The following is a 25,613-nucleotide window of genomic DNA, read 5'->3' on the forward strand; positions in this document are numbered from 1 at the left end:
AAATATGGAAAAATTACCAAAAATTGCATTCCCTTTTATTATTGGAATAGTTGTATTAATTATTGTAGTATCTAAATCTCTAGTAACCATTGGTCCTGGTGAAGGTGGTGTGTTATTTGAGCCTTTGGGTAATGGTATTAATACAGAACGAACTTATGGAGAAGGATTTCATATTGTAGCACCTTGGAATAATATGATTGTTCAGAAAGTGCGTCAGCAATCTATTTCAGAAAATATGAATGTACTCTCTGTAAATGGTTTGGATATTACAGTAAGCGGAACAATTTGGTTTGAGCCGGAGTTTAAAAACTTGGGTAAATTGATTCAAACAAAGGGAGTTGATTATATTCGTGAGTTATTAAATCCTGCTATTAATGCTGCTGCAAAAAGTGTGGTTGGTCGCTATACTCCAGAACAATTGTACTCAAGTAAAAGAGATATTATTGAATTGGAAATTTTAGAGGAAGTTAGAAATGAGTTAGACGGGCAGTTTGTAAATGTAAAACGTGTACTTGTAGAAAACGTAAAGCTTCCTACAACAATTAAGGACGCTATTGAGCGAAAATTAAAGCAAGAACAAGAATCATTAGAATATGAGTTCAGGTTAGAAAGCGCAAGAAAAGAAGCTGAAAAAGTAATTATTGAGGCAGAAGGTAAAGCAGAATCAAACCGAATTTTAAGTGCTTCTTTAACAGATAAAATTCTTCAAGATAAGGGTATTGAGGCTACAGTTAAACTGTCGGAATCTTCAAATAGCAAAGTTATTGTTATTGGCTCTGGAGATAGTGGTTTGCCTATTATCTTAGGAAACCAATAATAAAGTTTTGTCTATTGCGGATTAAAGTAGCAGTATTTTTAGCCTTATATTAAAGATTAATTAGTCTTTTTTTAATAAAACTAAGGAAAGTATAAATATTGAAAATTTAATTCGTAATAATTTGGCATTTTAAACATATATTTTGCATATTTGTATCGTTATAAAAACAAAACAAATGACTTTTATTCAATTACATCATCATTTTCATATTTGCTCTCAAGCGAACTGAAAATGTATTGAATAAAATCGACATATTTTTTAAACCCGTTTGAGCCAATCAAGCGGGTTTATTTTTTTAAAACCAGTGAGATTGTTTCAAACTCATAAAAACAATAAAATGAGTAAATTAAGAATTGCAGTACAAAAATCAGGACGTTTAAACGAAGACTCTATGTCTCTTTTAAAAGCTATCGGTATTTCTATCGATAATGGTAAAGATCAATTAAAAGCTTCGGCTAAAGATTTTCCTGTAGAAGTGTTTTATTTAAGAAATGGTGATATTCCTCAATATCTAAAAGATGGTGTTGTAGATGCAGCTATCATTGGAGAAAATGTTTTAATCGAAAAAGGTGAAGGCATTAATATTGCTGAGAAACTTGGTTTTTCTAGCTGTCGTGTGTGTATTGCTGTGCCAAAAGATGCAGAATATAAATCTATTAAAGATTTAGATGGTATGCGCATTGCTACATCTTACCCAAATACGGTAGAACAATATTTAAAAGAAAATGGCATAACAGCAAACCTTCACATTATTAATGGTTCTGTAGAGATAGCTCCAAATATAGGTTTGGCCGATGCCATTTGTGATATTGTTTCTAGTGGAAGTACACTATTTAAAAATAACTTAAAAGAAGTTGAAACGATTTTAAAATCGGAAGCAGTTTTAGCAGTTTCACCAATTTTAAGTGAAGATAAACAAGCTATTTTAGATACTATTCAGTTTAGAATTCAATCGGTTTTAAAAGGAAGAAATTCAAAGTATGTTTTGTTAAATGCACCAAATGATAAGTTAGAAGCTATTATTGGTTTATTACCAGGAATGAAAAGCCCTACTGTATTACCATTAGCGCAAGAAGGATGGAGTTCTGTGCACTCGGTAATCCCTAAGAATGATTTTTGGAATATTATCGAAGGTTTGAAAGCAAATGGAGCCCAAGGTATTTTGGTTTGTCCAATTGAAAAAATGGTACTTTAATTAATTTGTTTTCTATTTCCTATAATAAGGAAATCTCAAAGTAAAGAACTCATGCAAATAATAAACAATCCAAATAAGACAGAGTGGAAGGCTATTTTAAAGCGCCCTACGCAAACTGTAAATGATATAGAAGGCACTGTAACCAATGTTTTTAAAGATGTTGTTGATAACGGTGATGTTGCCATAAAAGCATACACAGTTCGTTTTGATGGTGTGGAGTTAGATACGAATATAGTATCTACTCAAGAAATTCAAGCGGCTATTAATATCGTCCCTGAAAAGCTTAAAAATGCTATAAAAAAAGCCAAGCAAAACATAGAGCTTTTTCATAAAGCACAACAAACATCTAAAGTAGAAGTCGAGACTGCAAATGGTGTGTCGTGCTGGCAAGAAAAACGACCTATTGAAAAAGTAGGTTTATACATTCCTGGTGGAACGGCACCGTTATTTTCTACGGTTTTAATGTTGGCTGTTCCTGCAAAAATTGCAGGTTGTAAAGAAATTGTTTTATGTTCACCTCCAAACAAAAAAGGAGAATTAGCTCCAGAAATTTTATTCGCTGCTAATTTATGTGGTGTTACTAAAATTATTAAAGTTGGTGGTATTCAGGCTGTAGCCGGATTAACATTTGGTACTGAAACTATTCCGCAGGTTTATAAAATCTTTGGACCAGGAAATCAGTTTGTAACGGTTGCAAAACAATTAGCAACCAAGCATGGTGTTGCGATTGATATGCCAGCAGGACCAAGCGAATTGTTAGTTGTGGCCGATAAAAGTGCGAATGCATCTTATATCGCTTCAGATTTATTGAGTCAGGCTGAACACGGTACAGATAGTCAAGTTATTTTGGTATCAACATCTCAAGATATTATCGAAGGTGTTTCATCTGAAATAGAAAAACAATTAAACGTACTTCCGCGTAAAGCGATTGCAGAAAAAGCGATTGCAAATTCTAAGTTAATTTATGTTGAAAATAATGAATTAGCTTTAGAAATGATTAATGAGTACGGCCCAGAACACTTTATTATTTGTACAGAAAACAATGATTTTTATGTAGATGGTATCCGCAATGCTGGTTCTGTTTTTATTGGCGATTATACGCCGGAAAGTGCTGGAGATTATGCATCTGGAACTAACCACACATTGCCTACCAACGGATTTAGCAAAGCTTATTCTGGTGTTAATTTAGATAGCTTTTTAAAGCAAATGACATTTCAAAAAATCACGAAAGAAGGTTTACTGAATATTGGAGAAACTATTGAGTTAATGGCAGAGGCCGAAGGTTTACAAGCGCACAAAAACGCAGTGTCTATCCGTTTAAATGATTTGAAAAATGATTAATTTAAAAGATATTGTTAGAGATAACATCTGGAATTTAAAAGCATATTCTTCTGCAAGAGACGAATTTAAAGGGACGGCAGATGTTTTTTTAGATGCGAATGAGAATCCGTATGGAATATTAAATCGATATCCAGATCCACACCAAAAGGCGATAAAAGAAAAATTATCTGTTCTTAAAAAGGTAGAAACAAATCAAATTTTTATAGGTAATGGAAGTGATGAAGTTATAGAATTAGCATTTCGTATTTTCTGTGAACCAGGAAAAGATAAGGTTTTAACCTTTTCGCCAACCTATGGTATGTACGATGTTTCTGCGAATATCAATAATGTTGAAATTATAAAACAACCTTTAATTAATGATTTTCAGATTAACCTAAATCAATTACAGCCGTATTTAGATTTTGAAGATGTAAAAATCATCTTTATCTGTTCGCCAAATAACCCAACAGGAAACATATTAAATACAAAAGACCTTGAATATATTTTAGAAAATTTCAATGGTATTGTAATTGTCGATGAGGCGTACATTGATTTTAGTTCCCAAGATTCTTTCATTAAAAACATTAATAAATACAACAATTTAATTGTTAGTCAAACCTTTAGTAAAGCATGGGGATTGGCTGGTGTGAGAGTAGGTGTGGCTTATGCAAACGAAGCTATTATTAATTTATACAATCGTGTAAAACCACCTTATAATGTAAGCACATTAAATCAGGATGCCGTTTTAGATAGATTAAATAATTTAGATGAAGTAAAACGTAATATTGATGCTATTCTATTAGAGCGTACAAAATTAAAAGCTGCTTTAATTAAGCTGCCTTTAGTGAAAAAAATATATCCTACGGATGCGAATTTTTTATTGATTGAAGTTGATAATGCCGATATGGTTTATCAATATTTAATTGATAAAAAAGTGATTGTTAGAAATAGAAATACGCAAGTAGATAACTGTATTCGTATTACGGTTGGTACACCTGCAGAAAACAAAATATTAATAGATACTTTAAATTCTTTATAATGAAGAAAGTACTTTTTATTGACAGAGACGGAACTTTGGTTTTAGAGCCACCAATAGATTATCAATTAGATAGTTTAGAGAAACTAGAATATTATCCTAAGGTCTTTCAATACATGGCTAAAATAGCTAGTGAATTGGATTACGAATTGGTTATGGTAACAAATCAAGATGGTTTAGGAACAGATTCTTTTCCTGAAGACACGTTTTGGGGACCGCAAAATAAAGTTATTGATGCTTTTGCTAAAGAAGGTGTTGTTTTTGCCGATGTGCATATAGATAAAACATTTCCGCATGAGAATGCGGAAACACGTAAACCGAGAACTGGTTTATTAACAAAGTATTTTTCTGAAGATTACGATTTAGAAAACTCATTTGTGTTAGGTGATAGAATTACCGATATGGAATTGGCTAAAAATTTAGGCGCAAAAGGTATTTTCTTATCTGAAGATCCTGAATTAGGTGCAGATGAAATTGAAACCTCAAAACAAGAAATATTAGATTGTATTGCCTTAACAAGTACAGATTGGGAAGCTATTTATGAGTTTTTAAAATTAGAAGATCGTACCGAAGAAATTACAAGAAACACCAATGAAACTAAAATTTATATCAAATTAAATTTAGATGGCTCTGGTAAAAACGATATACATACAGGATTGTCATTTTTCGATCACATGTTAGATCAAATTGGGCGCCATGGCGCTATGGATTTAATAGTGAAAGTAGATGGCGATTTAAATGTAGATGAACACCATACTATTGAAGATACTATGATTGCCTTAGGTGAATTATTCAATAAAGCTTTAGGTAACAAACTAGGCATTGAGCGTTACGGGTTCTGTTTACCCATGGATGATTGTTTAGCGCAAGTGGCGGTAGATTTTGGTGGTAGAAACTGGTTAGAATGGGATGCCGAATTTAAGCGCGAAAAAATTGGTGATATGCCAACAGAAATGTTTTTTCACTTATTTAAATCCTTTACGGATGGAGCAAAATGTAATTTAAATGTTAAGGCTGAAGGTGTAAACGAACACCATAAAATTGAAGGCATTTTTAAAGCCTTTGCTAAAGCAATGAAAATGGCGGTTAAACGTGATTCTAATAAAATGTTTTTGCCGAGTACAAAAGGGATGTTATAAAAATGATTATTGGTTTTCAGTGAATGGTTATTAAAACAACTAAAAACCAATAAATTATCAGGAAAAAAGAATGAAATTAGTTATAATAAATTACGGAGCAGGAAATATTAAAAGTATACAATTTGCTTTTAAGCGCTTGGGTGTAGATGCTGTTTTATCTAATAATCCAGAAGAAATTTTGGCAGCAGATAAAATTATTTTTCCTGGAGTTGGCGAGGCAAGTTCTGCTATGAAAATGCTAAAAGCGAGTGGTTTATCAGATTTAATTCCGAAGCTTAAACAACCCGTTTTAGGAATTTGTTTAGGCATGCAATTGATGTGTAAAACTACCGAAGAAGGCAACACCAAAGGTCTTGGTATATTTCAAACCGATGTTAAACGTTTTGATCATTCAGTAAAAGTACCACACATGGGTTGGAATGTTATTAAAGACTTAAAATCCGATTTATTTAAAGGTTTAAAAGAAAACGAATACATGTATTTAGTACATAGTTATTATGCCGAACACTGTAATGAAACCATAGCAAAAACCGATTACGGTTTAAATTACGCATCGGCTTTAAAGCATAATAATTTCTACGGGGTACAATTCCACCCAGAAAAAAGTGGCACTGAAGGAGCAAAAATTTTGCAAAATTTCCTAAACCTTTAAGATTAAAACGAATAACCGTTAACGAGTAACCAAAAAGTAATGAGAATAATACCAGCAATAGACGTTATAGATGGAAAATGTGTTCGCTTATCTAAAGGCGATTATAACACAAAAAAAATATACAACGAGCATCCTTTAGAAATCGCCAAGCAATATGAAGCCCACGGTATTGAGTTTTTACATTTAGTAGATTTAGATGGTGCTAAAGCAAGCCATATTGTAAATCATAAAGTTTTAGAGGAGATCGCGACCAAAACAAATTTAAAAATTGATTTTGGTGGTGGATTAAAGACAGATGAAGATTTACGTATTGCCTTCGAATCTGGTGCAGGGCAAATTACTGGCGGTAGTATAGCTGTAAAACAACCTGATGTTTTTAAAAGTTGGTTAGCAAAATTTGGAGCAGAAAAAATTATTTTAGGTGCCGATGCTAATAACGAGAAAATAGCAATTAGTGGTTGGTTAGAAGAATCGGATGAGGATTTAATTCCTTTCGTAAAGAACTATCAAAAAGAAGGTGTGCAATATGTTATTTGTACCGATATCGCTAAAGATGGTATGTTACAAGGGCCGTCTTTCGATTTATATGAAAAAATGTTAGCGCAACTTCCAAATATAAAATTAATTGCGAGTGGTGGTATTTCAACCTTTGATGAGTTACCAAAATTAGCCGAATTAGGTTGCGAAGGTACTATTATTGGAAAAGCTATTTATGAGAATAAAATCAGCTTAAAACAATTGGAGAATTTTATATTGAATAAACAATAAAACGTTTAAAATGCTTACAAAAAGAATAATTCCGTGTTTAGATATCAAAAATGGACGCACAGTAAAAGGTGTTAATTTTGTTGATTTACGTGATGCTGGTGATCCTGTAGAACTTGCGAAGCAATATGCAGAAGTAGGAGCAGACGAGCTTGTTTTTCTAGATATATCGGCAACTATAGAAGGTCGGGGCACCACGTTAGATATGGTGTTGCGCGTTGCAGAACAAGTAAACATCCCATTTACAGTTGGCGGAGGGATTTCCTCTGTGGAACATGTTGACGAGCTATTGCATTGTGGAGCAGATAAAGTTTCTATTAATTCTTCGGCTGTTAAACGCCCAGAATTAGTAAATGAATTATCTAACAAGTTTGGAAGTCAATGTGTAGTTGTGGCTATCGATGCGAAACAAGTTGATGGACAATGGAAAGTGCATTTAGCTGGTGGAAGTATCCCAACAGATATTGATTTATTCGAATGGGCGAAAGAGGTTGAAACACGTGGTGCAGGTGAAATTTTATTCACATCAATGAATCACGATGGTACAAAAAATGGCTTTGCTAATGAAGCTTTAGCTAAATTATCAGAAAGCTTGAATATTCCAATAATAGCATCGGGAGGTGCGGGTAATGTTCAACATTTTATTGATACCTTTGAAATTGGAAAATCGGATGCCGCTCTAGCTGCAAGTGTTTTTCATTTTGGTGAAATTCCAATTCCTGAATTAAAGAAAGAATTAAAAGCAAATCATATAGAAGTTCGACTTTAAGTCGGCAGGCTGAATTTATTCAGCAACATAAAATAAATATCATGACTATTAAATACGACAGTAACGGATTAGTACCTGCAATTATTCAAGATGCCACAACAAAAAATGTTTTGATGTTGGGTTACATGAATGCTGAATCTTATGAGAAAACATTAGAAACTAAAAAAGTAACATTTTTTAGCAGATCTAAGCAACGTTTATGGACAAAGGGTGAGGAAAGTGGTAACTTTTTAAACCTTGTTGATATTAAAAATGATTGTGATAACGATTCTTTATTAATCCAAGTAAATCCTGTTGGGCCTACTTGCCATAAAGGTACAGATACCTGTTGGGCAGAAGAAAATAAATCGAATTACGGTTTCTTTTCAACTTTGGAAGATGTAATTACGGAGCGTGTGGCAAACAAGGATACAAAAAAATCTTATGTAGCGAGTTTATTTGCCAAAGGCATAAATAAAGTAGCTCAAAAAGTAGGTGAGGAAGCTGTGGAAACGGTTATTGAAGCTATGGATAATAACGATGAGTTATTTTTATATGAATCGGCAGATTTAATGTTCCACTACCTGATGTTACTTCAAGCTAAAGGCTTCACGTTAAAAGATATTGAAAAAGAATTAATAGGTAGACATAAGTAAAACAGTGTTTTTTTGAAAAAATATTTTTATCTCATAACTATTCAATATTTAGGTTATCGTTTTCATGGTTGGCAAAAACAGCCAGACGTAAAAACCTTGCATTTAATGGTAGATAGAACCTTCAATTTTATATTAGAAGGTAAACGCTTTAAAAGTTTAAGTTCAGGAAGAACAGATGCTATGGTTTCTGCTGAATGCGCAGCTATAGAGTTGTTTTTATTTGAACCCATTGAAAATTTATCTGATTTTTTAGATCTTTTTAATCGTAATTTACCTCAAGATATTCGTGCATTAGACATAAAGGAAGTTGATGCCAAATTTAATATTATTCAGAATTCAAAAATTAAAGAATATTTATATCTATTCGCTTTTGGTGAAAAATGCCACCCGTTTTGTGCGCCAATAATGACAACCATTCTTGATGATTTAGATATAGACCTTATGAAGCAAGGTGCTAAACTCTTCGAAGGTGAAAACTATTTAAAATCCTATTGCTACAAACCTACTGATAATGGCATTTACACAAGAGAAATTATGTTGTGTGAATTAGTAGAGAACACCATATATACTGCTAATTATTTCCCTAAAAAAACCTATATTTTACGCGTACAAGGTCAAGGTTTTATGCGAAACCAAATTCGTTTGATGATGGGGACGCTTATAGATTTAGGAAAAGGCAAGTTAACACTTCAAGATATTCATGATACTTTAAAACCTGATAGCAATATTAAAATGAATTATATCGCTCCAGCATCGGGTTTAATATTGAAAAACATCGATTTCATCGATTAATCAATAGTCTTTTATTCTTAATTATTTTAACTTTTTATATTTTATTTAACATAATTTAAGTTAAATAAATCTTAATACCGTTAAAGCCTGTTAAAGGGCTTGACAATTTTGATATAGCCCTTATATTGAGTGGGAACACAAACAATAAATTATGAGCTATTTAAAAATGAATGATGAAGAATTATTACCCGTGGTGGTAGAAATGAATATTTTATTAGCTGACTACCACGTTTATTATCAAAAATTACGAAGCAACCATTGGAATATTGTTGGAAGAAATTTTTTCGATTTACATGAGAAATTTGAATCTATGTACAACGATGCTCGTGTTAAAATTGACGAAATCGCAGAGCGAATCTTAACGTTGCGTTATCACCCTATGAGCCAAATGGAAGATTATCTTAAGTCTTCAACTATTAAAGAAAAAGCATCACTTAAATCAGATCGTGCTATGGTTTTAGAAACCTTAAATGATCATAAATTACTTTTAGAGCAAATGGGAAAAGTAATGGACAAAGTTAGTACGGCGAACGATGAAGGAACAGCCGATTTAATAGGTGCCTATATTAGAGAACTTGAGAAAACAAGTTGGATGCTTGAAGCTTGGACAAAAAAGCCTTCTGAGGTTGCACATCCAGAAGTTATTTAAGTTTTGTTAATTTTTTCGTTAAAAACAATTAATAAATTAAAAAAAAACTTAAAAAATGGATACAGCATTTAGTGAGGCCTTTAATGGTCTTGTAACAAAATTAGAAGGATGGTTTTCAACCATAATAGAATATTTACCCAATTTAGCATTAGCAATTTTAGTTTCAGTAGCGGCTTATTTTATAGCTAAGTACGTGAATAATTTCACTTATAAAATTATTTCAAAACGAGTTAAGCAAGACTCCGTATCAAAAATGATGTCTAGAATTGCTGCAGTAGTCGTTGTGCTTTTAGGTTTGTATATCTCTTTAGGGATATTGAATTTAAGTAAAACGCTTACTTCTTTACTAGCCACAGCAGGTGTTGCTGGGTTAGCAATTGGTTTAGCACTTCAAAATACGCTAAGTAATACGGTTGCTGGTATATCACTTTCTTTCAGAGAAAAAATACAAATAGGAAATTGGGTAGAAACCAATGGCCACTCTGGAGAAGTTATGGATATTAATTTAAAAGAATTTGTAATTAAGGAAGCTGACAACAATATTGTAATTCTTCCAAACAAAATGATTTTGGAAAACCCTTTAAAAAATTACTCTTTAACTACTAAAATGCGTGTAGCATTAGAATGTGGTGTTGGGTATGAGTCGAATTTAGAAGACGTTAAAGCGCTTACTCAAAAAACAATTGCTAATACTTTTGATCAGGTTAAAAGCGCAGAAGATGTAGAGTTTTATTATACAGAGTTTGGAGATAGTTCTATTAATTACTTATGTAGGTTTTGGATAGACGCCGATAGTATGCTTGAAAAATTTAAAGCTAAAACTGATGCTATTATTGAAATTAAAAAGGCATATGATAAAGCTGGAATTAATATTCCTTTCCCAATTAGAACTTTAGAATTCAACAATAAATTATCTGTTGATGGAGGCAAAGTAGCTCCCCAGAACGAATTCTCTAACAATTAGACATTAATTATCTCTGTAGATAAATTATTAATCAAATTTTAAAAAAAAAAATACAATGAAAAATTATATATATATGTTTGTACTGCTAATTTGTGGTACGGCGATGGCGCAAGAAAAGCCAAAAGAAATTAAACAAGAAACCTTTGAGAAAACCGTTAAATATAATAATGGTGAAGGAATAATAGAAAGTAAACTTAGAGTTATATCACGAGAAACATCTAATGTGGAACTAGCCTCAGATGATAAAGAAAAAGTAAATCAAGACCGTGTTGCTACAACTAAAAAAGTAGAAACTATGGTGATGGTCGATGACGATTTAGATCCTGATTTCGATTTATTATCCAAAGAAACTCATTTTGTTAGCGATAATAAAAGTTTTAAATTTTCGCCTATTGATGGTGGGTTTAATATTGTTTTCGATAACAATGATAAAGAGTTTGTTGTTGTTGGAAAGGCATGGAGTACAAAAAATCCAGGTAGTTACATTGTAGAAGGTAAAACTTATAATGGTATTGGGTATTTAAATGAGAACGGCGAGTTTATCGTAGAATATTACAATAAAGATGCTAAAAAGATAGAGAAGGTTTCCTATAAACCTAAAAAGCTCTAATACAGATAGCGTGTTAAGTTATTAATAAAAGTCCCGTTTCGTTCGGGACTTTTTGTATTTTAGATGTTCAATAAAAGGATAATAATAATATGAGTTTTTCTGTGCCCAAAGCGGCTTTTATATATTTAAAAAAATTAGAAAAAAATAATGATCGTGAATGGTTTAACGATAACAAAGCTGAGTTTCAATCTATTCAAAAGGATATAAAAGTATTTTACAATGCGCTTTTAGAGACGTTAAATACTCACGATGAAATCGATAAACTTAAAATTTTTCGAATTTACAGGGATGTGAGATTTTCTAAAAATAAATTACCATATAAAACTCATTTTAGTGGTTCTTTTCATAGAGTAAAGCCGAGATTACGTGGTGGATATCATGTACAAATAAAGCCTAATAACGAAAGTTTTATTGCTACTGGATTTTGGGATCCTGCTCCAGCCGATTTAATGCGTATTCGCAAAGAGTTTGAAATGGACGACTCGGAAATTCGTGATATTATTAATGAAAAGGAATTTAAAAATACTTGGGGCGGTTTTGTTGGAGATGAAGTAAAAACAGCACCACGCGGGTTTAATAAAGAAGATAAGGCAATCGATTTAATTAAAAAGAAACAGTACATTTTTATAAAGAAATATACTGATGCCGAAGTTTTACATCCCAATTTTATAAATGAAGTCAGTTCTGCTTTTAAGGTAATTCGTCCTTTTTTTAATTATATGAGCGATGTGTTAACTACTGATTTAAATGGAGTTTCAATGATTGAGGATTAATCTTTAATTCTATTATAAAAAAACCAACAAAAAAAAAGAGATTTTAAGCTTGTGGTTAACTCGTAAATTAAGCCGTTTTATCTTAAAATCTCTTTACTCATTGGGTTACTTTAAATTACACGGCTTCGCGCAATTCCGGCTTATCAAAAAGTTGAATATGGCTAAGTAGTCTATCTTTTACAATATTCATCATGCGTTTGTTTAATGCAGAAGAATTTTCAGTATAGATTAAATATTCTTCAACCGTGAAAACACCAATTATCATTCCTTTTAAAGAATTTCGAAATTTCATGTTTTTCTGAATAGCATTTTCGATATAATCCATGCGTTTATCGAGCGTTAAATTATGAAAAACAGATTTATGCTTTACAATGTAATTTCTAAAAGCAGCAATAAGTAAATCGTTTTGCATTTTAATACATGGACGGAGCACGAGGTTTTGGAAACGTTCCTCACTGCTCATAGCATCATTGATAGTTGCTGTTAAAATCTCTGGACGAATACTCTTCAAATTAAAGTCTCTTGAATTCATAGTTTTGATTTTTACTCAAGGTAGAAATTAATAAGGCTCTATTAGTATTTCTGATTTTTAATTATTCACGAGGTTATTAACATTTATATTTTTTTATCTTTATAATCTTATTCTATTATATCTTTTTAAACCGCATTAAAACAACGTTTTACATGAAATTTGGCAGTGTTACAAACCCTGAAACTATTGATTTTACCTTACCTCAAGACCATAAAGATACTAAGCGTGTATTAAAAGCAGTAAAGGATGATAATGTACCAGATATTTATGTAGGTTGTGCAAAATGGAATAGGGCAGACTTGAAGGGTTTTTACCCTCGTGGCACAAAAGATGAACTTAAATATTATGCTTCCCAATTCAATTCAATAGAATTAAACGCGACATTTTATAGTGTTTTTCCTGCCAGACAGTTTGAAACTTGGCACGATAAAACTCCTAAAGGTTTTAAGTTTTTCCTAAAGTTGAATCAAGAAATTAGTCATTTTAAGCGTTTAAAAGACATTGAAAACATAGTAGATCATTATTTATACAATGCATCGCATCTAAAAGAAAAACTCGGCACTATGTTTTTACAAATGCATAGTAATTTTACGCCTAAAGATTTTGAAAGAGTTGTCACTTTTGTGGAAAAATGGCCTAATACCGTTCCTTTGGCTATAGAATTTAGGCATACCGATTGGTATAATGATAAAGTGATTTCTGAAGATTTATATCAACTTTTAGAAGAAAAGAATATCTCCAACGTTATTGTTGATACTGCTGGGCGCCGCGATTTAATGCATATGCGATTAACTAATTCTACAGCCTTTGTTCGCTATGTTGGAGCCAACCATCCTTCAGATTATACGCGATTAGATGATTGGATTGAGCGTTTAATAGTTTGGAAAGAACAAGGTGTTAAGGAAATAGATTTCTTCATCCATCAAAATATAGAAGTAGAATCGCCATTGCTCTCAGCATATTTTATAAAACAGGTTAATGAAAGGTTAGGATATGATTTAATTATTCCGAATGAGGATAAACAGCAATCTTTATTTTAAGTTAATAATAAAAACACATACTCGAATAAGTAAGAGTAATTAACATAACAGTTTTAACACAAGTATATGCTTTACCTTTATCTTAATTAAGAAACAAAAAAATATAAATATGAGATTTCATACTAGAAAATGGGTTAAACCAGAAGATTTAAATGCCAATGGAACATTGTTTGGTGGAAAGCTATTAGAGTGGATTGATGAAGAAGCTGCTATTTATGCTATTATTCAATTAGAAAACCAAAGAGTGGTTACTAAATACATCAGTGAAATTGATTTTAAATCGTCTGCTCGGCAAGGTGATATTGTAGAAATTGGTATTGAAGTTGTTAAATTCGGAAAAGCTTCGCTTATATTGAGTTCAGAGGTCCGAAACAAAATGACAAGAGAAACTATTATCACAATTTCAAACATTGTTATGGTTAATATTGGACCGAATGGCAAGCCCTTACCACATGGTAAAACCGAAATTGAATACGTGGCTGATAGGTTATAAAAATAAGCCTGTAAAACCTTTTAAAAATTGTAATCAATTCTAATGTTTTATTGCATTAAATTCAAATAATATCAGTTCCGTTGGTAATTTTATAAAAATAAAGTAACTAAGGACTATAAAGTTTTGAAATACTGTAATAAACTCTAAATTTGTTACTCTTATAGCTTTAAAGCTATTTTAATACAAAAATTTAAATTTTTTATGAGTAGTACATTATTTGACAAAGTGTGGGATTCGCATGTTGTGCGAAACATTGCAGATGGACCAGATGTGTTTTATATAGACCGTCACTTAATTCACGAAGTTACAAGCCCTGTAGCTTTTGTAGGTTTAAAAAGTAGAGGCTTAAGCGTTTTGTACCCAGACCGTACATTTGCTGTTGCCGATCATAATACACCAACTATTAATCAACATTTACCTGTTGAAGATCCTTTATCTGCTAATCAGTTAAAAACTTTAGAAGATAATGCTAATCAATATGGTATTAGTCACTGGGGATTAGGTCACCAAAATAATGGTATTGTTCACGTTGTAGGACCAGAAAACGGTATTACACTTCCGGGAGCAACTATTGTTTGTGGAGATTCACATACATCTACTCATGGTGCTTTTGGAGCTATTGCCTTTGGTATTGGTACTTCAGAGGTTGAAATGGTGCTTACTACACAATGTATTATGCAACCAAAACCTAAAAAAATGCGTATTAGCATTAATGGGCCTTTAAGTAAAGGTGTTACACCTAAAGATGTTGGTTTATACATTATTTCTCAATTAACAACTTCTGGTGCAACTGGATATTTTGTTGAGTATGCAGGTGATGTTTTTGAAAATATGACAATGGAAGGCCGTATGACGGTTTGTAACTTATCTATAGAGATGGGTGCACGTGGAGGAATGATTGCTCCTGATGAAAAAACATTTGAGTATATCAAAGGAAGAGCGATGACTCCAAAAGGAGCAGATTGGGACAAGGCGATGACGTATTGGGAAACTTTAAAAACCGATGACGATGCTACTTTTGATAAAGATTTAGTCTTTAACGCGGCAGATATAGAACCAATGATTACTTACGGAACAAATCCGGGTATGGGTATGGGTATCTCTAAAAATATTCCGTCTGCAGAATCTGTAGAAGGTGGTAAAGCGACTTATGATAAGTCTTTGGCTTATATGGGGTATGCTGAGAATGAATCCATGATTGGTAAGAAAATCGATTACGTTTTTATTGGAAGTTGTACCAACGGGCGTATTGAAGATTTTAGAGCTTTTGCGTCGATTGTAAAAGGTCGTAAAAAAGCAGATAATGTTACGGCTTGGTTAGTACCAGGTTCTCATATTGTTGAAGCTAAAATTAAAGAAGAAGGTTTATTAGATATTTTTGAAACAGCCGGGTTTGTTCTAAGAGAGCCAGGATGTTCAGCTTGTTTAGCAATGAATGATGATAAAGTACCTGCAGGTAAATATGCTGTAAGTACATCTAATAGAAACTTTGAAGGTCGCCAAGGACCAGGGTCTAGAACGTTATTAGCTAGCCCGTTAGTTGCAGCAGCTGCAGCGGTTACAGGTGTTGTAACAGACCCGAGAGAGCTTTTATAAGTTTTGTAGCGTGCAGTAAGTCGTTTTCAGTTTTATAGAATGAAAAAGAGTGCTGCATAAAATATTAAAATAAATTTTTGACTGCCAACTGAACACTGGCAACTGAATACTAAAAATTATGGCATACGATAAATTTACAACATTAAAGAGTAGCGTAGTACCGTTACCAATAGAGAATGTAGATACAGATCAAATTATACCAGCTCGTTTTTTAAAAGCGACAACTCGTGATGGTTTTGGAGATAATTTATTCCGCGATTGGAGATACAATGGTGACAATACACCAAAAGAAGATTTTATATTAAATAACCCAATTTACACAGGGAAAATTTTATTAGGAGGAAAGAATTTTGGTTCTGGATCTTCTCGTGAGCACGCTGCTTGGGCGGTTTACGATTATGGCTTTCGTTGTGTAGTTTCTAGCTTTTTTGCAGATATCTTTAAGAATAACTGCTTAAATATTGGTGTTTTACCAGTACAAATTAGCCCAGAATTTTCTAACGAAATTTTTGAGGCTGTTTATGCAGATCCAAAAACAGAGGTAGAAGTTGATTTAAAAGCACAAACTATTACGTTACTTTCTTCTGGAACAAAAGAAAGTTTTGATATTAATGGTTATAAGAAAGACAATATGTTAAATGGTTTTGATGATATCGATTATTTACAAAGTATGAAAAGCGAGATAGAAACATTTACAGAATCTCGTCCTTTCTAAAAAAATGGCAAAACACATAGAAATAATGGATACGACATTGCGCGATGGTGAACAAACCTCGAGCGTGTCGTTTTCTGCTTCTGAAAAACTCACTATAGCTAAACTTTTATTAGAAGAATTAAAAGTAGATCGTATTGAAATTGCTTCAGCACGTGTGTCGGAAGGAGAACTTCAAGCGGTTAAAGATGTTACAGCTTGGGCAAAAGAAAGCAACTATTTAAATGCTGTTGAAGTTTTAACTTTTGTTGATAAAGGGATCTCTATAAATTGGATGCTAGAAGCAGGAGCAAAGGTACAAAACCTGTTAACAAAAGGTTCACTGAATCATTTAACACATCAGCTTAAGAAAACTCCAGATCAGCACTTTACAGAAATTAAAGAAAATATAAGTTTGGCCGTAGAGAACGGTATAGAAACTAATATTTATTTAGAAGATTGGAGTAATGGTATGCGAAATTCTAAAACTTATGTTTTTGACTTTCTAGAATTTTTAGCAACGCAACCCGTAAAGCGTATTATGCTTCCTGATACTTTAGGTGTATTAACACCAGAGGAATCTTTTGCTTTTGTAAAAGAAATAAAAGATAAATATCCAAGTTTACATTTCGATTTTCATGCACATAATGATTATGATTTAGGTGTTGCCAATGTAATGGCTGGTTTAAAGGCCGGTGCCGATGGTTTGCATTTAACAGTAAATGGTATGGGCGAACGTGCAGGAAATGCACCAATGGCTAGTACAATTGCCGTTATTAATGATTTTATGCCTGAGATTGAAATTGGTGTAAACGAAACGTTTTTATACACGATTAGTAAACTTATAGAAACCTTTTCTGGTTTTATGATACCTGCTAATAAGCCCGTTGTTGGTGCCAATGTGTTTACGCAAACTGCGGGAATACATGCCGATGGCGATAATAAAAACAATTTGTATTTCAGTGATTTAATGCCTGAGCGTTTTGGAAGAACTCGAAAGTATGCTTTGGGTAAATCGTCTGGAAAGGCTAATATTCAGAAGAATTTACAAGAATTAGGACTTCAGCTTGATGATGAAGATCTTAAAAAAGTAACCCAGCGTATTATTGAGTTGGGCGATAAAAAGCAGGTTGTTACCAAGGAGGATTTGCCGTATATTATTTCGGATGTTTTAGACAGAAGTTATGAGGAAAAGGTAAAAGTAAACGCATATGTGCTTACGCATGCTATGGGTTTAAAACCAACTACTACAGTTTCGCTTACTATAAATGAAGAAGTTTTTGAAGAAAGCGCTCATGGAGATGGCCAGTTTGATGCATTCATGAATGCTATTAAAAGTGTTTTTAAACAGAAACAATTAAAGTTACCTAAATTAGTGGATTATGCAGTACGAATTCCGCCGGGAAGTAACTCTGATGCGCTTTGTGAAACCATTATTACATGGAAAAGTACTGAAAGGGAATTTAAAACACGTGGTTTAGATTCCGATCAAACGGTTTCTGCTATAAAAGCAACTGAAAAGATGCTTAATATTGTGGTTAGCTGAATTAGTTTATTGTAAACTGAGATTATCTAGCTGTATGTTATAAGATAGCAAACTTGCCCGCGTTAGGGATTGAACGGCATGTTTGAGCTCGCCGACTTTAGGAGGAAGCGAGTAGTGAAAGCCCGACCCTCGGGGAACGCCCAAAAAATAAATAGAATTTAAAGTTTAAAATAAATAAAGATGAAATTTAATATTGCAGTTTTAGCAGGTGACGGGATTGGACCTGAAGTAATGGAGCAAGCACAAAAAGTTAGTGAAGCGGTTGCGAAAAAATTTGGACATGAGATAACTTGGAAACCGGCCTTAACTGGTGCAGCTGCCATTGATGCTGTTGGAGAACCTTACCCAGATAGTACGCACCAAGTTTGTTTAGCTTCGGATGCTGTTTTATTTGGAGCTATTGGTTTACCTCGTTTTGATAACGATCCGTCAGCAAAAGTTCGTCCAGAAAATGGTTTACTTCAAATGCGTAAGCAACTTGGTTTATTTGCTAATTTGCGTCCAACATTTACGTTTCCGTCGTTATTAGATAAATCGCCTTTAAAGCAGGAACGTATTGAAGGTACAGATTTAGTGTTTTTACGCGAACTTACTGGTGGTATTTACTTTGGTGAAAAGGGTAGAAGAGACGATGGCGAAACGGCTTACGATAATTGTGTATATACACGTATGGAAGTGCAACGTTTAGCTAAAAAAGGTTTTGAATTAGCGATGACGCGTTCTAAAAGATTGTGTTGTGTTGATAAGGCTAACGTTATGGAAACATCGCGCTTATGGAGAGAAACTGTACAAGCTATGGAGAAGGATTACCCTGAGGTGGAGGTAAGCTACGAGCTTGTTGATGCCGTTGCTATGCGTTTGGTACAATGGCCTAATAGTTATGATGTTTTAATTACTGAAAACTTATTTGGTGATATTTTAACCGATGAAGCTTCGGTTATTTCTGGGTCTATGGGATTAATGCCATCGGCATCTATGGGATCTGATATTGCTTTATTCGAGCCAATTCACGGGTCTTACCCACAAGCAACAGGTTTAGATATTGCTAACCCAATGGCTATGGTATTATCTGCAGCTATGATGTTTGAAATTGCTTTTAATTTACCTGAAGAAGGAAAAGTAATTAGAGATGCTGTAAATAAAGCTTTAGCTGAAGGTATTGTTACTGAAGATTTAGCCGATGGCGGAAAAGCTTATGGTACAAATGCTGTAGGAGATTATTTAGCAGCTAATATCTAGGCTACTAATATATATATTAAAAAACCTGTTAAGTGTTATGCTTAACAGGTTTTTTGTTTTTATAATATGTTAAATACTATTTGTTTTCATTAATAAACTGAATTACTTTTTCTGCAAATAAGTCAGGTTCGTTAAACATAGGAGAATGCCCAGATTTTTCAAATAGCACTAATTCTTTTTTGCTAGAGCCTAAATTGTCGAAAGCTTCTTGAGCAAAATATGGTGGTACAACGGCATCATGTTTACCCCATAAAACGAGTGAAGGAATGGTTATTTCTGAAAGGTTGCTGGTGTAATCTACAGTTTCCCACAAGCCTTTGTCTCTTAATATAGATTGTGTTTTATCACCTGTCCAAAGCATGGTTAAAATGTTATATTTAAAAGCTAAATTATTGCTAATAGTCTCTGGTGGTTTGTTGATTATATTATCGTTTCTAAAGGTGTCATCAGCTTTATGTGCCTTTATATTCAATTTAAAAAAATCGGTTTCATTATAAAAATCAGGATTTACATTAGCAACTAAATCTAGTGCATCTTCCCAAAAACTCAGACTATTACCAGCTTCCATTTGTTCTAAAGCTATATTTTTAAAATTAGATATATATTCGAAGTAAAGCCCTTTTGGATTATGGGCTCCATCAACTTCAATCCATCCTGAGAAATCACTTTCATCCTTTATTAATGTTGCTGAGCCTAATGTTCCGCCCCAACTATGTCCCATAAGGAACAATTTAGAATCGCTACCGTATTTATGTTTTATGACTTTTACCAATGCTAAAACGTCGTCTACCATTATATCAATAGTTAAGTCTTCTGCGTTATAACCACCTTGAGACATTCCAGATCCGCGTTGATCAAAATATACTACAGCACAGTTTTTTTCTATTTCAGTTTTTATAGCATTATCACGATAACTTAATCCATTACCGCCTGGGCCACCATGTAAAATAATTAAAAATGTTTTATCTGTAGCGTTACCATGAATATAAGCAGGCATGTCTGCATCTTTATGGCGTACAAAAATGGTGGCATCTAATTGGGCTAAATTATCATCGCTAGTACATGAAAAAACGGCACATAATGCAACAACTAGCAGTCCGATTTTTGAGTAATTATGTAATGTTTTATTCATCTCTCATTTTCTTTTTAAAATTAAACCGATAACCATATTCAAAGTTAAAAGCAGGTAATGCTCCTGCATTGTATGGTGTTCTTAGCATGAAATTTATATTGAAATAGCGTCCTGCAATTTTTTTGCCTGGTCTTTGTTTTCCAATCCCAACAGAAATAGATGGTGCATAATAGCTTCTTCCGGGTAGAAATACTTTATCTACTTTATCGCCGGTAACTTTGTATGTTTCGGGTAAAAAAGAACGGTAATAGCCTAACGGATTCACTTCAATACTAAATTGTTTACCTTTTTTATTTGTGCGTCGCCAAGTAATACCAGAATAAAGAAAAGCACCTGTATTGGTCGTTGATGAAAAATTAGTTTCGAACCCTAAATTAGCATTTAAAAGAAACTGATGCGTGTTTGTTCTCAGTCCGCGTTTTCTATTTTTCGTTTTAGTGTTTTCTTTCCAAAGATATTCTGCTCCAAAACTTAATCCATTATTCCAAAATATACTACCATGGTAGCCCACTTTAAATTCTATTCTATTTAAAAAGGAAGAGGAGGATAAATCGGTTGGTTTTTTAATTTTCTGCAATTCTTGAGCTAATCCAACTTTTAAAAAAAATACTGATACAAGAATTAATAAGTGTAATTTTATTTTCATAGATATTGTGTTTTGAAAACAAATCTATTCTATGTTTTTAATGAATGCTGTTAATAATGAGCCAATTAAAACATAAATATATACTAATTTTAGTTTTAAAATTAAGCAGCAGTGAAGATTTGTAATTATAGATTAATAAGGAAGTTTGCGTTTTTATAATATCTAGACTACTAAAATTTAATGTATATAATAAAACCTGTTAAGTGTTAGGCTTAACAGGTTTTCTTGTTATACATATATATGTAATTACACCTGCATCGGTTTTAGAATATAAATTACTGATAAACCCCTAGATTTTTATGCAATAGAAGGCTAAGTGTGCTTGTTTAGGTATCTTATTTTTGCTTTTTGAATTTTTCTATAAAAACATATTCCGCGAATAAGGTTAAACGATTTTACTAAAAGCATTACTCTCTAACCAATTTTAAATTCTGTTCTATTTAAAATGATAATCAAGATATGCTTATTTTGTGAATTGCTATTCTTGCTATTTTCACCTTTACTAAATAGTAAATTAGAATTAAAAGGATCAAAAATCTTTAAATTCATAATAGCATAATTTCTTTAAATTAAAGTTTTGTGAAATAAAAGGAGCTAACGCTATTAATTTTATACTTTTAAAGATTATATACTTAATTTTTATGAAAAAGGTCATACTTCTAACAACATCCCTATTTTTTTTATTGGCTTCTGTAACTAGCCAGGCTCAATCTAAACGGAAAAAGAATAAAAAAGATAATAGTGAGATATCTAAAACTGTTGAAAAGAAAAAAGAAGGTAAAATTAAACCGTATAATGAGGTAATAACTAAAAAGGCTGTTTCTAATGATGGTTTATTTAAAACACACCACGTTGGAGCTTCTTATTTTTTTGAAATACCTATACAGTATTTAGGGAAAGATATGCTTTTGGTAAGTAGAATATCTAAACTACCAGAAAATTTGGGAGATGGTTATGTTAATGCCGGAACTAAAACCAATTCACGTTTAGTAACTTGGGAACGTTTTCAGGATAAAATATTGATTAAAGAGAAATCATACAACGCGGTTGCGAATGAAGAACTACCAATCAGTATATCCGTTAAATCAAATCATTACGAACCTACGCTCTATGCTTTTGATATCAATGCCTTTAGTAAAGACTCAACAGCTGTGGTTATTGATGTTACTAAATTTTACTCTAGTGATGTAAAAGCTATTAGCGGTTTGCCGGCCAGAATGCGTAATGAATATAAGGTGAAAAACTTAGACGATTCTAGAAGTTTTATACATAGCATTAAGAGTTTCCCTAAAAATATTGAGGTTGTGCAAGATATGACTTATAATGCATCTGCACCGCCTGCTTTTAGAAGTGCTGAATCTATAAGTTTACAAATGAATCAATCTATGATTTTGTTACCAGAACAGCCTATGCAACCTCGTTTTTCCGATGAGCGTGTTGGTTGGTTTACTTTAGATTATATTGATTACGGAAGTGAAGCATTAAAATCTGATACCAAAACCTATATTCGAAAATGGCGTATGGAGCCTAAAGATCCTGAAGCTTATGCTCGTGGAGAATTGGTAGAACCTATAAAACCAATTGTATATTATTTAGATCCTGCTACGCCAGAAAACTTGCGTAAATATATTAAGGAAGGAGTAGAGTTATGGCAAGGTCCATTTGAGAAAGCCGGCTTTAAGAATGCTATAATTGCAAAAGATCCGCCTACTAAAGAAGAAGATCCTGATTTTAGCCCTGAAGATATTCGTTATTCTGTAATTCGTTATGTGGCGAGTACGACTAGAAATGCGATGGGACCAAGTGTATCAGACCCAAGAACCGGAGAAATTATTGAAAGTGACATAATTTGGTACCATAACCACTTACGTTCTTATAGAAATCGATATCTCATTGAAACGGGTGCTGCTAATCCCGCGGCTAGAACATTAAATACACCAAAAGAGGACATTGGCGAAATGATGAAAATGGTAATAGCTCACGAAGTAGGGCACACGTTAGGGTTACCACATAATATGAGTGCGAGTAAGGCCTATGATGTTGAAAGCTATAGAAATGGCGAGTTTACACAAAAGAATGGTATTGCTTCTACTATTATGGATTATGCACGTTATAATTATATTGCACAACCTGGAGACCAAAACATTAGGTTTGTAAGGCAATTAGGGCCTTATGATGATTATGCCATTAATTGGGGATATCGTGTAATACCAGAAGCGCGCACTCCTGAAGCAGAATTAAAAACTTTAGATGCTTGGATTCTTGAAAAGGCTGGTGATCCAAAATATATCTTTGGAAAGCAAGGAAGTCGTTTTGATCCTACATCACAAACAGAAGATATTGGAAACGATGCCATAAAAGCCAGTACGTATGCGCTTAAAAACTTAAAGTATGTTTCTATTCATTTACCAGAATGGACCAGTGATATCACAAATAATTACGATGATTTAGAGGAGTTGTATAGTGAATTGTTTGGAGCTTGGCGACGTTATATTAGCCATGTATTAACCAATGTTGGTGGTGTACATGAGCATTTAATTAACCCGAACCAGTCCGGAATTCCGTTTAAAGCTGTGCCTAAGGCAACCCAGAAGGCATCGGTGCAATGGTTGCACGAAAATGCATTTACAACACCGAGTTGGTTAGTTGAAAAACAACTTCTAAGTCAAACAAATTTTGAAGGTTACACAGCGCGTTTAGGTAAATACCAAAGTAGTTTTTTAAATAAATTATTAAGCCATGAGATATTAGAGCGCTTAATTGATCATGAAACTATAGATGTAAACAATTATTCTGCATTAGAGTTAATACAAGATGTACGTAAAGGGCTTTGGGCAGAAGCTAATGCCACTAAAAATGTGGATATATACCGTCGTAATTTACAACGTGCGTATATTGAGCGTATGGCTTTTTTAATGACTGAATCGTCAGATGTTAGAGCTTTGGCCAGAGGTGAATTGTCTGTATTAAAAAAGATTGTTATTAGTGCGTCTTATCGTTCTACATACACAACTACAAAGTATCACTATAAAGATTGTTTAGAACGGATTAATACTATTTTAGATCCTAAGTAGGAGCAATGCTTTAGAACTATATGATAAAATAAAAGAGCGTGAACTCTAATTTAGAATTCACGCTCTTTTTTTATGCTTATTTTTAACCTAGGGATACTATTTTTTTATCATTAATTTTTTAGAAATGCCATCGGTTCCTTGTACAAAATACATGCCTTCGCTTAAGTTTCCGACATAAACAGTAGTTTCAATAGCTGCTTCTGCATTAAAGGTTTTTACCTTTTGCCCTAATTGGTTCATAATTGAAAAACGTCCGCCTAAACTAGATTTTATTTTAACATGGCTAGAACTTGGGTTTGGATACATTGAGAATTCTTTAGATTTATTATCTACTAAATCTGTTGTGCCTAAAGTAGCAACAGTAACACAAGTAGATTCTACCGAACAACCCATAACACTAATTATTACCTTGTAACTTCCTGTTGTAGATGGCGTAAAACTTTGACTTGTTTCATTTTCAATTAATCCGCCATCATCACCGCATGCATACCATTGGTACGATGCACCTGTTTGAGTTGCTGTTATTACACCTGCATTTTCTGTAACAGTATCAACAATTTGTGAGCCAACGCTAACTTCAATCATAGAACGTGCGCTTTCACAACTATTTTCAGTGCTCGAAATGTAATACGTATTCCCATCTATTACTAAGTCTGTTTCTGCTAGAGCTGTTTCTGTAGTATCATCAGCATAAACTTTTATATTATCTTCAGAGAAAAGCGATGATAAGTTTGCAATAGTACCTCCGTAGCAAACATATGCTCCTATATGGATATCCATTGTACCGTTAAAACATTGAGTTGGAACCCATCCTGTTAGCGGCGGAGTTAACCCCGAAGGAACACTTGTGTTTTCAAACCCTGTATTTTCAATGTCCATAGCGAATAAAACCCATTTTGTGCCGTCAAAACCAACTCCAAGAGGAAATTCGTCTAAATTAGATAAATAGACGTTTTTACCATTTAGATTGTCTATTTTAGTAAAGCCTGTACTAAATAGAGCACAATCCCCTGTTAAACCAACAGTAATAATATCAACATTGGGGGCATCAGTATTAGTAACTTCAACATCATCGCTAACCGCGTTTGTGCATCCATTAGCATTGGTTAATGTATATGTTATAGTATGAATTCCAACACCAGCGGCAGCTGGGTCAAAAGAGTACGTCATTCCATTACCATCGTCAGTAACACCAGTTCCAGAATACACACCTCCGGTAGCCGTTCCACCGCCTAAACCAGCTTGAACGCCAGCATCCAAACATAAGTCTTCAGGGGCTGTAAAGGTTACTGTTGGTAAAGTATTTATAGTAATTAAAACATCCCAACTATTTGGACAAGGTCCAAAAGTTGTATAAGTAACGATATAACTACCTGCAGTCGATGCTGAATTATCAATAGTTCCTGTAGAAGCATTAACTGAAAGACCTGCTGTAGATGAAAATGTTCCACCAGCTAAACCAGTGATTGTAGGCGTAGGGTCTGTGCTATCCACACAATAAGCTGCAG

Annotated in this window: 25 protein-coding genes; 21 read left to right on the forward strand and 4 right to left on the reverse strand. The window is 33.2% G+C overall.

Translation table 11 applies throughout. From position 1 onward, the window contains the following. Positions 1 to 4: 4 nt before the first annotated feature. From ACJJV4_RS07390 to ACJJV4_RS07455, 14 genes are all read left to right on the forward strand, one after another. Positions 5 to 817 (forward strand): prohibitin family protein, encoded by an 813-nt coding sequence (locus ACJJV4_RS07390; protein ID WP_405292980.1) that lies wholly within the window; start codon positions 5 to 7, stop codon positions 815 to 817. 337 nt (positions 818 to 1,154) lie between these two features. Next, positions 1,155 to 2,012 (forward strand): ATP phosphoribosyltransferase, encoded by an 858-nt coding sequence (hisG, locus tag ACJJV4_RS07395; protein ID WP_405292982.1) that lies wholly within the window; start codon positions 1,155 to 1,157, stop codon positions 2,010 to 2,012. A 51-nt stretch (positions 2,013 to 2,063) separates the two neighbouring features. Beyond that, positions 2,064 to 3,353 (forward strand): histidinol dehydrogenase, encoded by a 1,290-nt coding sequence (hisD, locus tag ACJJV4_RS07400; protein ID WP_405292984.1) that lies wholly within the window; start codon positions 2,064 to 2,066, stop codon positions 3,351 to 3,353. After that, positions 3,346 to 4,371, forward strand: a complete 1,026-nt coding sequence (gene hisC, locus ACJJV4_RS07405) for a histidinol-phosphate transaminase (RefSeq protein ID WP_405292986.1) — start codon at positions 3,346 to 3,348, stop codon at positions 4,369 to 4,371. The genes hisD and hisC overlap by 8 nt, the downstream gene beginning before the upstream one ends. Next, entirely contained in the window at positions 4,371 to 5,507 is a 1,137-nt protein-coding gene (gene hisB / locus ACJJV4_RS07410) for a bifunctional histidinol-phosphatase/imidazoleglycerol-phosphate dehydratase HisB (RefSeq protein WP_405292988.1), read from the forward strand. The genes hisC and hisB overlap by 1 nt, the downstream gene beginning before the upstream one ends. Positions 5,508 to 5,577: 70 nt before the next feature. Further along, complete coding sequence (gene hisH / locus ACJJV4_RS07415) at positions 5,578 to 6,159, forward strand: imidazole glycerol phosphate synthase subunit HisH (protein ID WP_405292990.1); 582 nt, start codon at positions 5,578 to 5,580, stop codon at positions 6,157 to 6,159. Positions 6,160 to 6,198: 39 nt separating this feature from the next. Beyond that, positions 6,199 to 6,927 (forward strand): 1-(5-phosphoribosyl)-5-[(5-phosphoribosylamino)methylideneamino]imidazole-4-carboxamide isomerase, encoded by a 729-nt coding sequence (hisA, locus tag ACJJV4_RS07420; protein ID WP_405292992.1) that lies wholly within the window; start codon positions 6,199 to 6,201, stop codon positions 6,925 to 6,927. A gap of 10 nt (positions 6,928 to 6,937) precedes the next feature. Then, entirely contained in the window at positions 6,938 to 7,693 is a 756-nt protein-coding gene (gene hisF, locus ACJJV4_RS07425) for an imidazole glycerol phosphate synthase subunit HisF (protein ID WP_405292994.1), read from the forward strand. A 38-nt stretch (positions 7,694 to 7,731) separates the two neighbouring features. Then, entirely contained in the window at positions 7,732 to 8,328 is a 597-nt protein-coding gene (gene hisIE, locus ACJJV4_RS07430; RefSeq protein WP_405293032.1) for a bifunctional phosphoribosyl-AMP cyclohydrolase/phosphoribosyl-ATP diphosphatase HisIE, read from the forward strand. 12 nt (positions 8,329 to 8,340) lie between these two features. Then, positions 8,341 to 9,120, forward strand: a complete 780-nt coding sequence (locus ACJJV4_RS07435) for a tRNA pseudouridine synthase A (RefSeq protein ID WP_405292996.1) — start codon at positions 8,341 to 8,343, stop codon at positions 9,118 to 9,120. Positions 9,121 to 9,271: 151 nt separating this feature from the next. Then, on the forward strand, positions 9,272 to 9,769 hold the full coding sequence (locus ACJJV4_RS07440; protein WP_405292998.1) for a Dps family protein: 498 nt from the start codon (positions 9,272 to 9,274) through the stop codon (positions 9,767 to 9,769). Between the two features lie 55 nt (positions 9,770 to 9,824). Next, positions 9,825 to 10,733, forward strand: a complete 909-nt coding sequence (locus ACJJV4_RS07445) for a mechanosensitive ion channel family protein (RefSeq protein WP_405293000.1) — start codon at positions 9,825 to 9,827, stop codon at positions 10,731 to 10,733. Positions 10,734 to 10,788: 55 nt separating this feature from the next. Further along, positions 10,789 to 11,343: a hypothetical protein gene (locus tag ACJJV4_RS07450; protein ID WP_405293002.1), complete on the forward strand. Its 555-nt coding sequence runs from the start codon at positions 10,789 to 10,791 to the stop codon at positions 11,341 to 11,343. 89 nt (positions 11,344 to 11,432) lie between these two features. Further along, complete coding sequence (locus ACJJV4_RS07455; protein ID WP_405293004.1) at positions 11,433 to 12,116, forward strand: DUF2461 domain-containing protein; 684 nt, start codon at positions 11,433 to 11,435, stop codon at positions 12,114 to 12,116. Between the two features lie 115 nt (positions 12,117 to 12,231). On the opposite strand, the gene ACJJV4_RS07460 is transcribed toward ACJJV4_RS07455, so the two are convergent. After that, entirely contained in the window at positions 12,232 to 12,648 is a 417-nt protein-coding gene (locus ACJJV4_RS07460) for a glyoxalase (RefSeq protein ID WP_405293006.1), read from the reverse strand. 152 nt (positions 12,649 to 12,800) lie between these two features. Here ACJJV4_RS07460 and ACJJV4_RS07465 point away from each other — a divergent pair, with 152 nt between their 5' ends. The 6 genes from ACJJV4_RS07465 (at position 12,801) to leuB (ending at position 19,253) form a co-directional block, all read left to right on the forward strand. Continuing rightward, the gene (locus ACJJV4_RS07465) at positions 12,801 to 13,688 is read left to right on the forward strand and encodes a DUF72 domain-containing protein (protein WP_405293008.1); all 888 of its coding nucleotides are present in this window, start codon (positions 12,801 to 12,803) and stop codon (positions 13,686 to 13,688) included. Between the two features lie 109 nt (positions 13,689 to 13,797). After that, positions 13,798 to 14,181, forward strand: a complete 384-nt coding sequence (locus tag ACJJV4_RS07470; protein ID WP_405293010.1) for an acyl-CoA thioesterase — start codon at positions 13,798 to 13,800, stop codon at positions 14,179 to 14,181. A 201-nt stretch (positions 14,182 to 14,382) separates the two neighbouring features. Then, positions 14,383 to 15,777 carry a 3-isopropylmalate dehydratase large subunit gene (leuC, locus tag ACJJV4_RS07475; RefSeq protein WP_405293012.1) on the forward strand — a complete coding sequence of 465 codons (1,395 nt, stop codon included), beginning with the start codon at positions 14,383 to 14,385 and terminating at the stop codon, positions 15,775 to 15,777. Positions 15,778 to 15,895: 118 nt separating this feature from the next. Beyond that, positions 15,896 to 16,492: a 3-isopropylmalate dehydratase small subunit gene (gene leuD, locus ACJJV4_RS07480; RefSeq protein ID WP_405293014.1), complete on the forward strand. Its 597-nt coding sequence runs from the start codon at positions 15,896 to 15,898 to the stop codon at positions 16,490 to 16,492. Between the two features lie 4 nt (positions 16,493 to 16,496). Beyond that, positions 16,497 to 18,014: an alpha-isopropylmalate synthase regulatory domain-containing protein gene (locus ACJJV4_RS07485; RefSeq protein ID WP_405293016.1), complete on the forward strand. Its 1,518-nt coding sequence runs from the start codon at positions 16,497 to 16,499 to the stop codon at positions 18,012 to 18,014. A gap of 180 nt (positions 18,015 to 18,194) precedes the next feature. Continuing rightward, entirely contained in the window at positions 18,195 to 19,253 is a 1,059-nt protein-coding gene (gene leuB, locus ACJJV4_RS07490) for a 3-isopropylmalate dehydrogenase (protein ID WP_405293018.1), read from the forward strand. Between the two features lie 76 nt (positions 19,254 to 19,329). Here the strand turns inward: leuB and ACJJV4_RS07495 are convergent, their stop codons facing one another. Both ACJJV4_RS07495 and ACJJV4_RS07500 read right to left on the reverse strand, forming a co-directional pair. Next, positions 19,330 to 20,385, reverse strand: coding sequence for an alpha/beta fold hydrolase (locus tag ACJJV4_RS07495; RefSeq protein WP_405293020.1), 1,056 nt, complete (start codon positions 20,383 to 20,385; stop codon positions 19,330 to 19,332). Further along, positions 20,378 to 21,031: a hypothetical protein gene (locus ACJJV4_RS07500; RefSeq protein WP_405293022.1), complete on the reverse strand. Its 654-nt coding sequence runs from the start codon at positions 21,029 to 21,031 to the stop codon at positions 20,378 to 20,380. The genes ACJJV4_RS07495 and ACJJV4_RS07500 overlap by 8 nt, the downstream gene beginning before the upstream one ends. Before the next feature lie 641 nt (positions 21,032 to 21,672). Here ACJJV4_RS07500 and ACJJV4_RS07505 point away from each other — a divergent pair. Further along, on the forward strand, positions 21,673 to 24,105 hold the full coding sequence (locus ACJJV4_RS07505) for a zinc-dependent metalloprotease (protein ID WP_405293024.1): 2,433 nt from the start codon (positions 21,673 to 21,675) through the stop codon (positions 24,103 to 24,105). Between the two features lie 96 nt (positions 24,106 to 24,201). Here the strand turns inward: ACJJV4_RS07505 and ACJJV4_RS07510 are convergent. Further along, a partial coding sequence (locus tag ACJJV4_RS07510) for a T9SS type A sorting domain-containing protein (RefSeq protein ID WP_405293026.1) occupies positions 24,202 to 25,613 on the reverse strand: 1,412 nt, incomplete at its 5' end.

The sequence above is a fragment of the Algibacter sp. Ld11 genome (genome assembly GCF_045066735.1).
Classification (GTDB): Bacteria; Bacteroidota; Bacteroidia; order Flavobacteriales; family Flavobacteriaceae; genus Algibacter.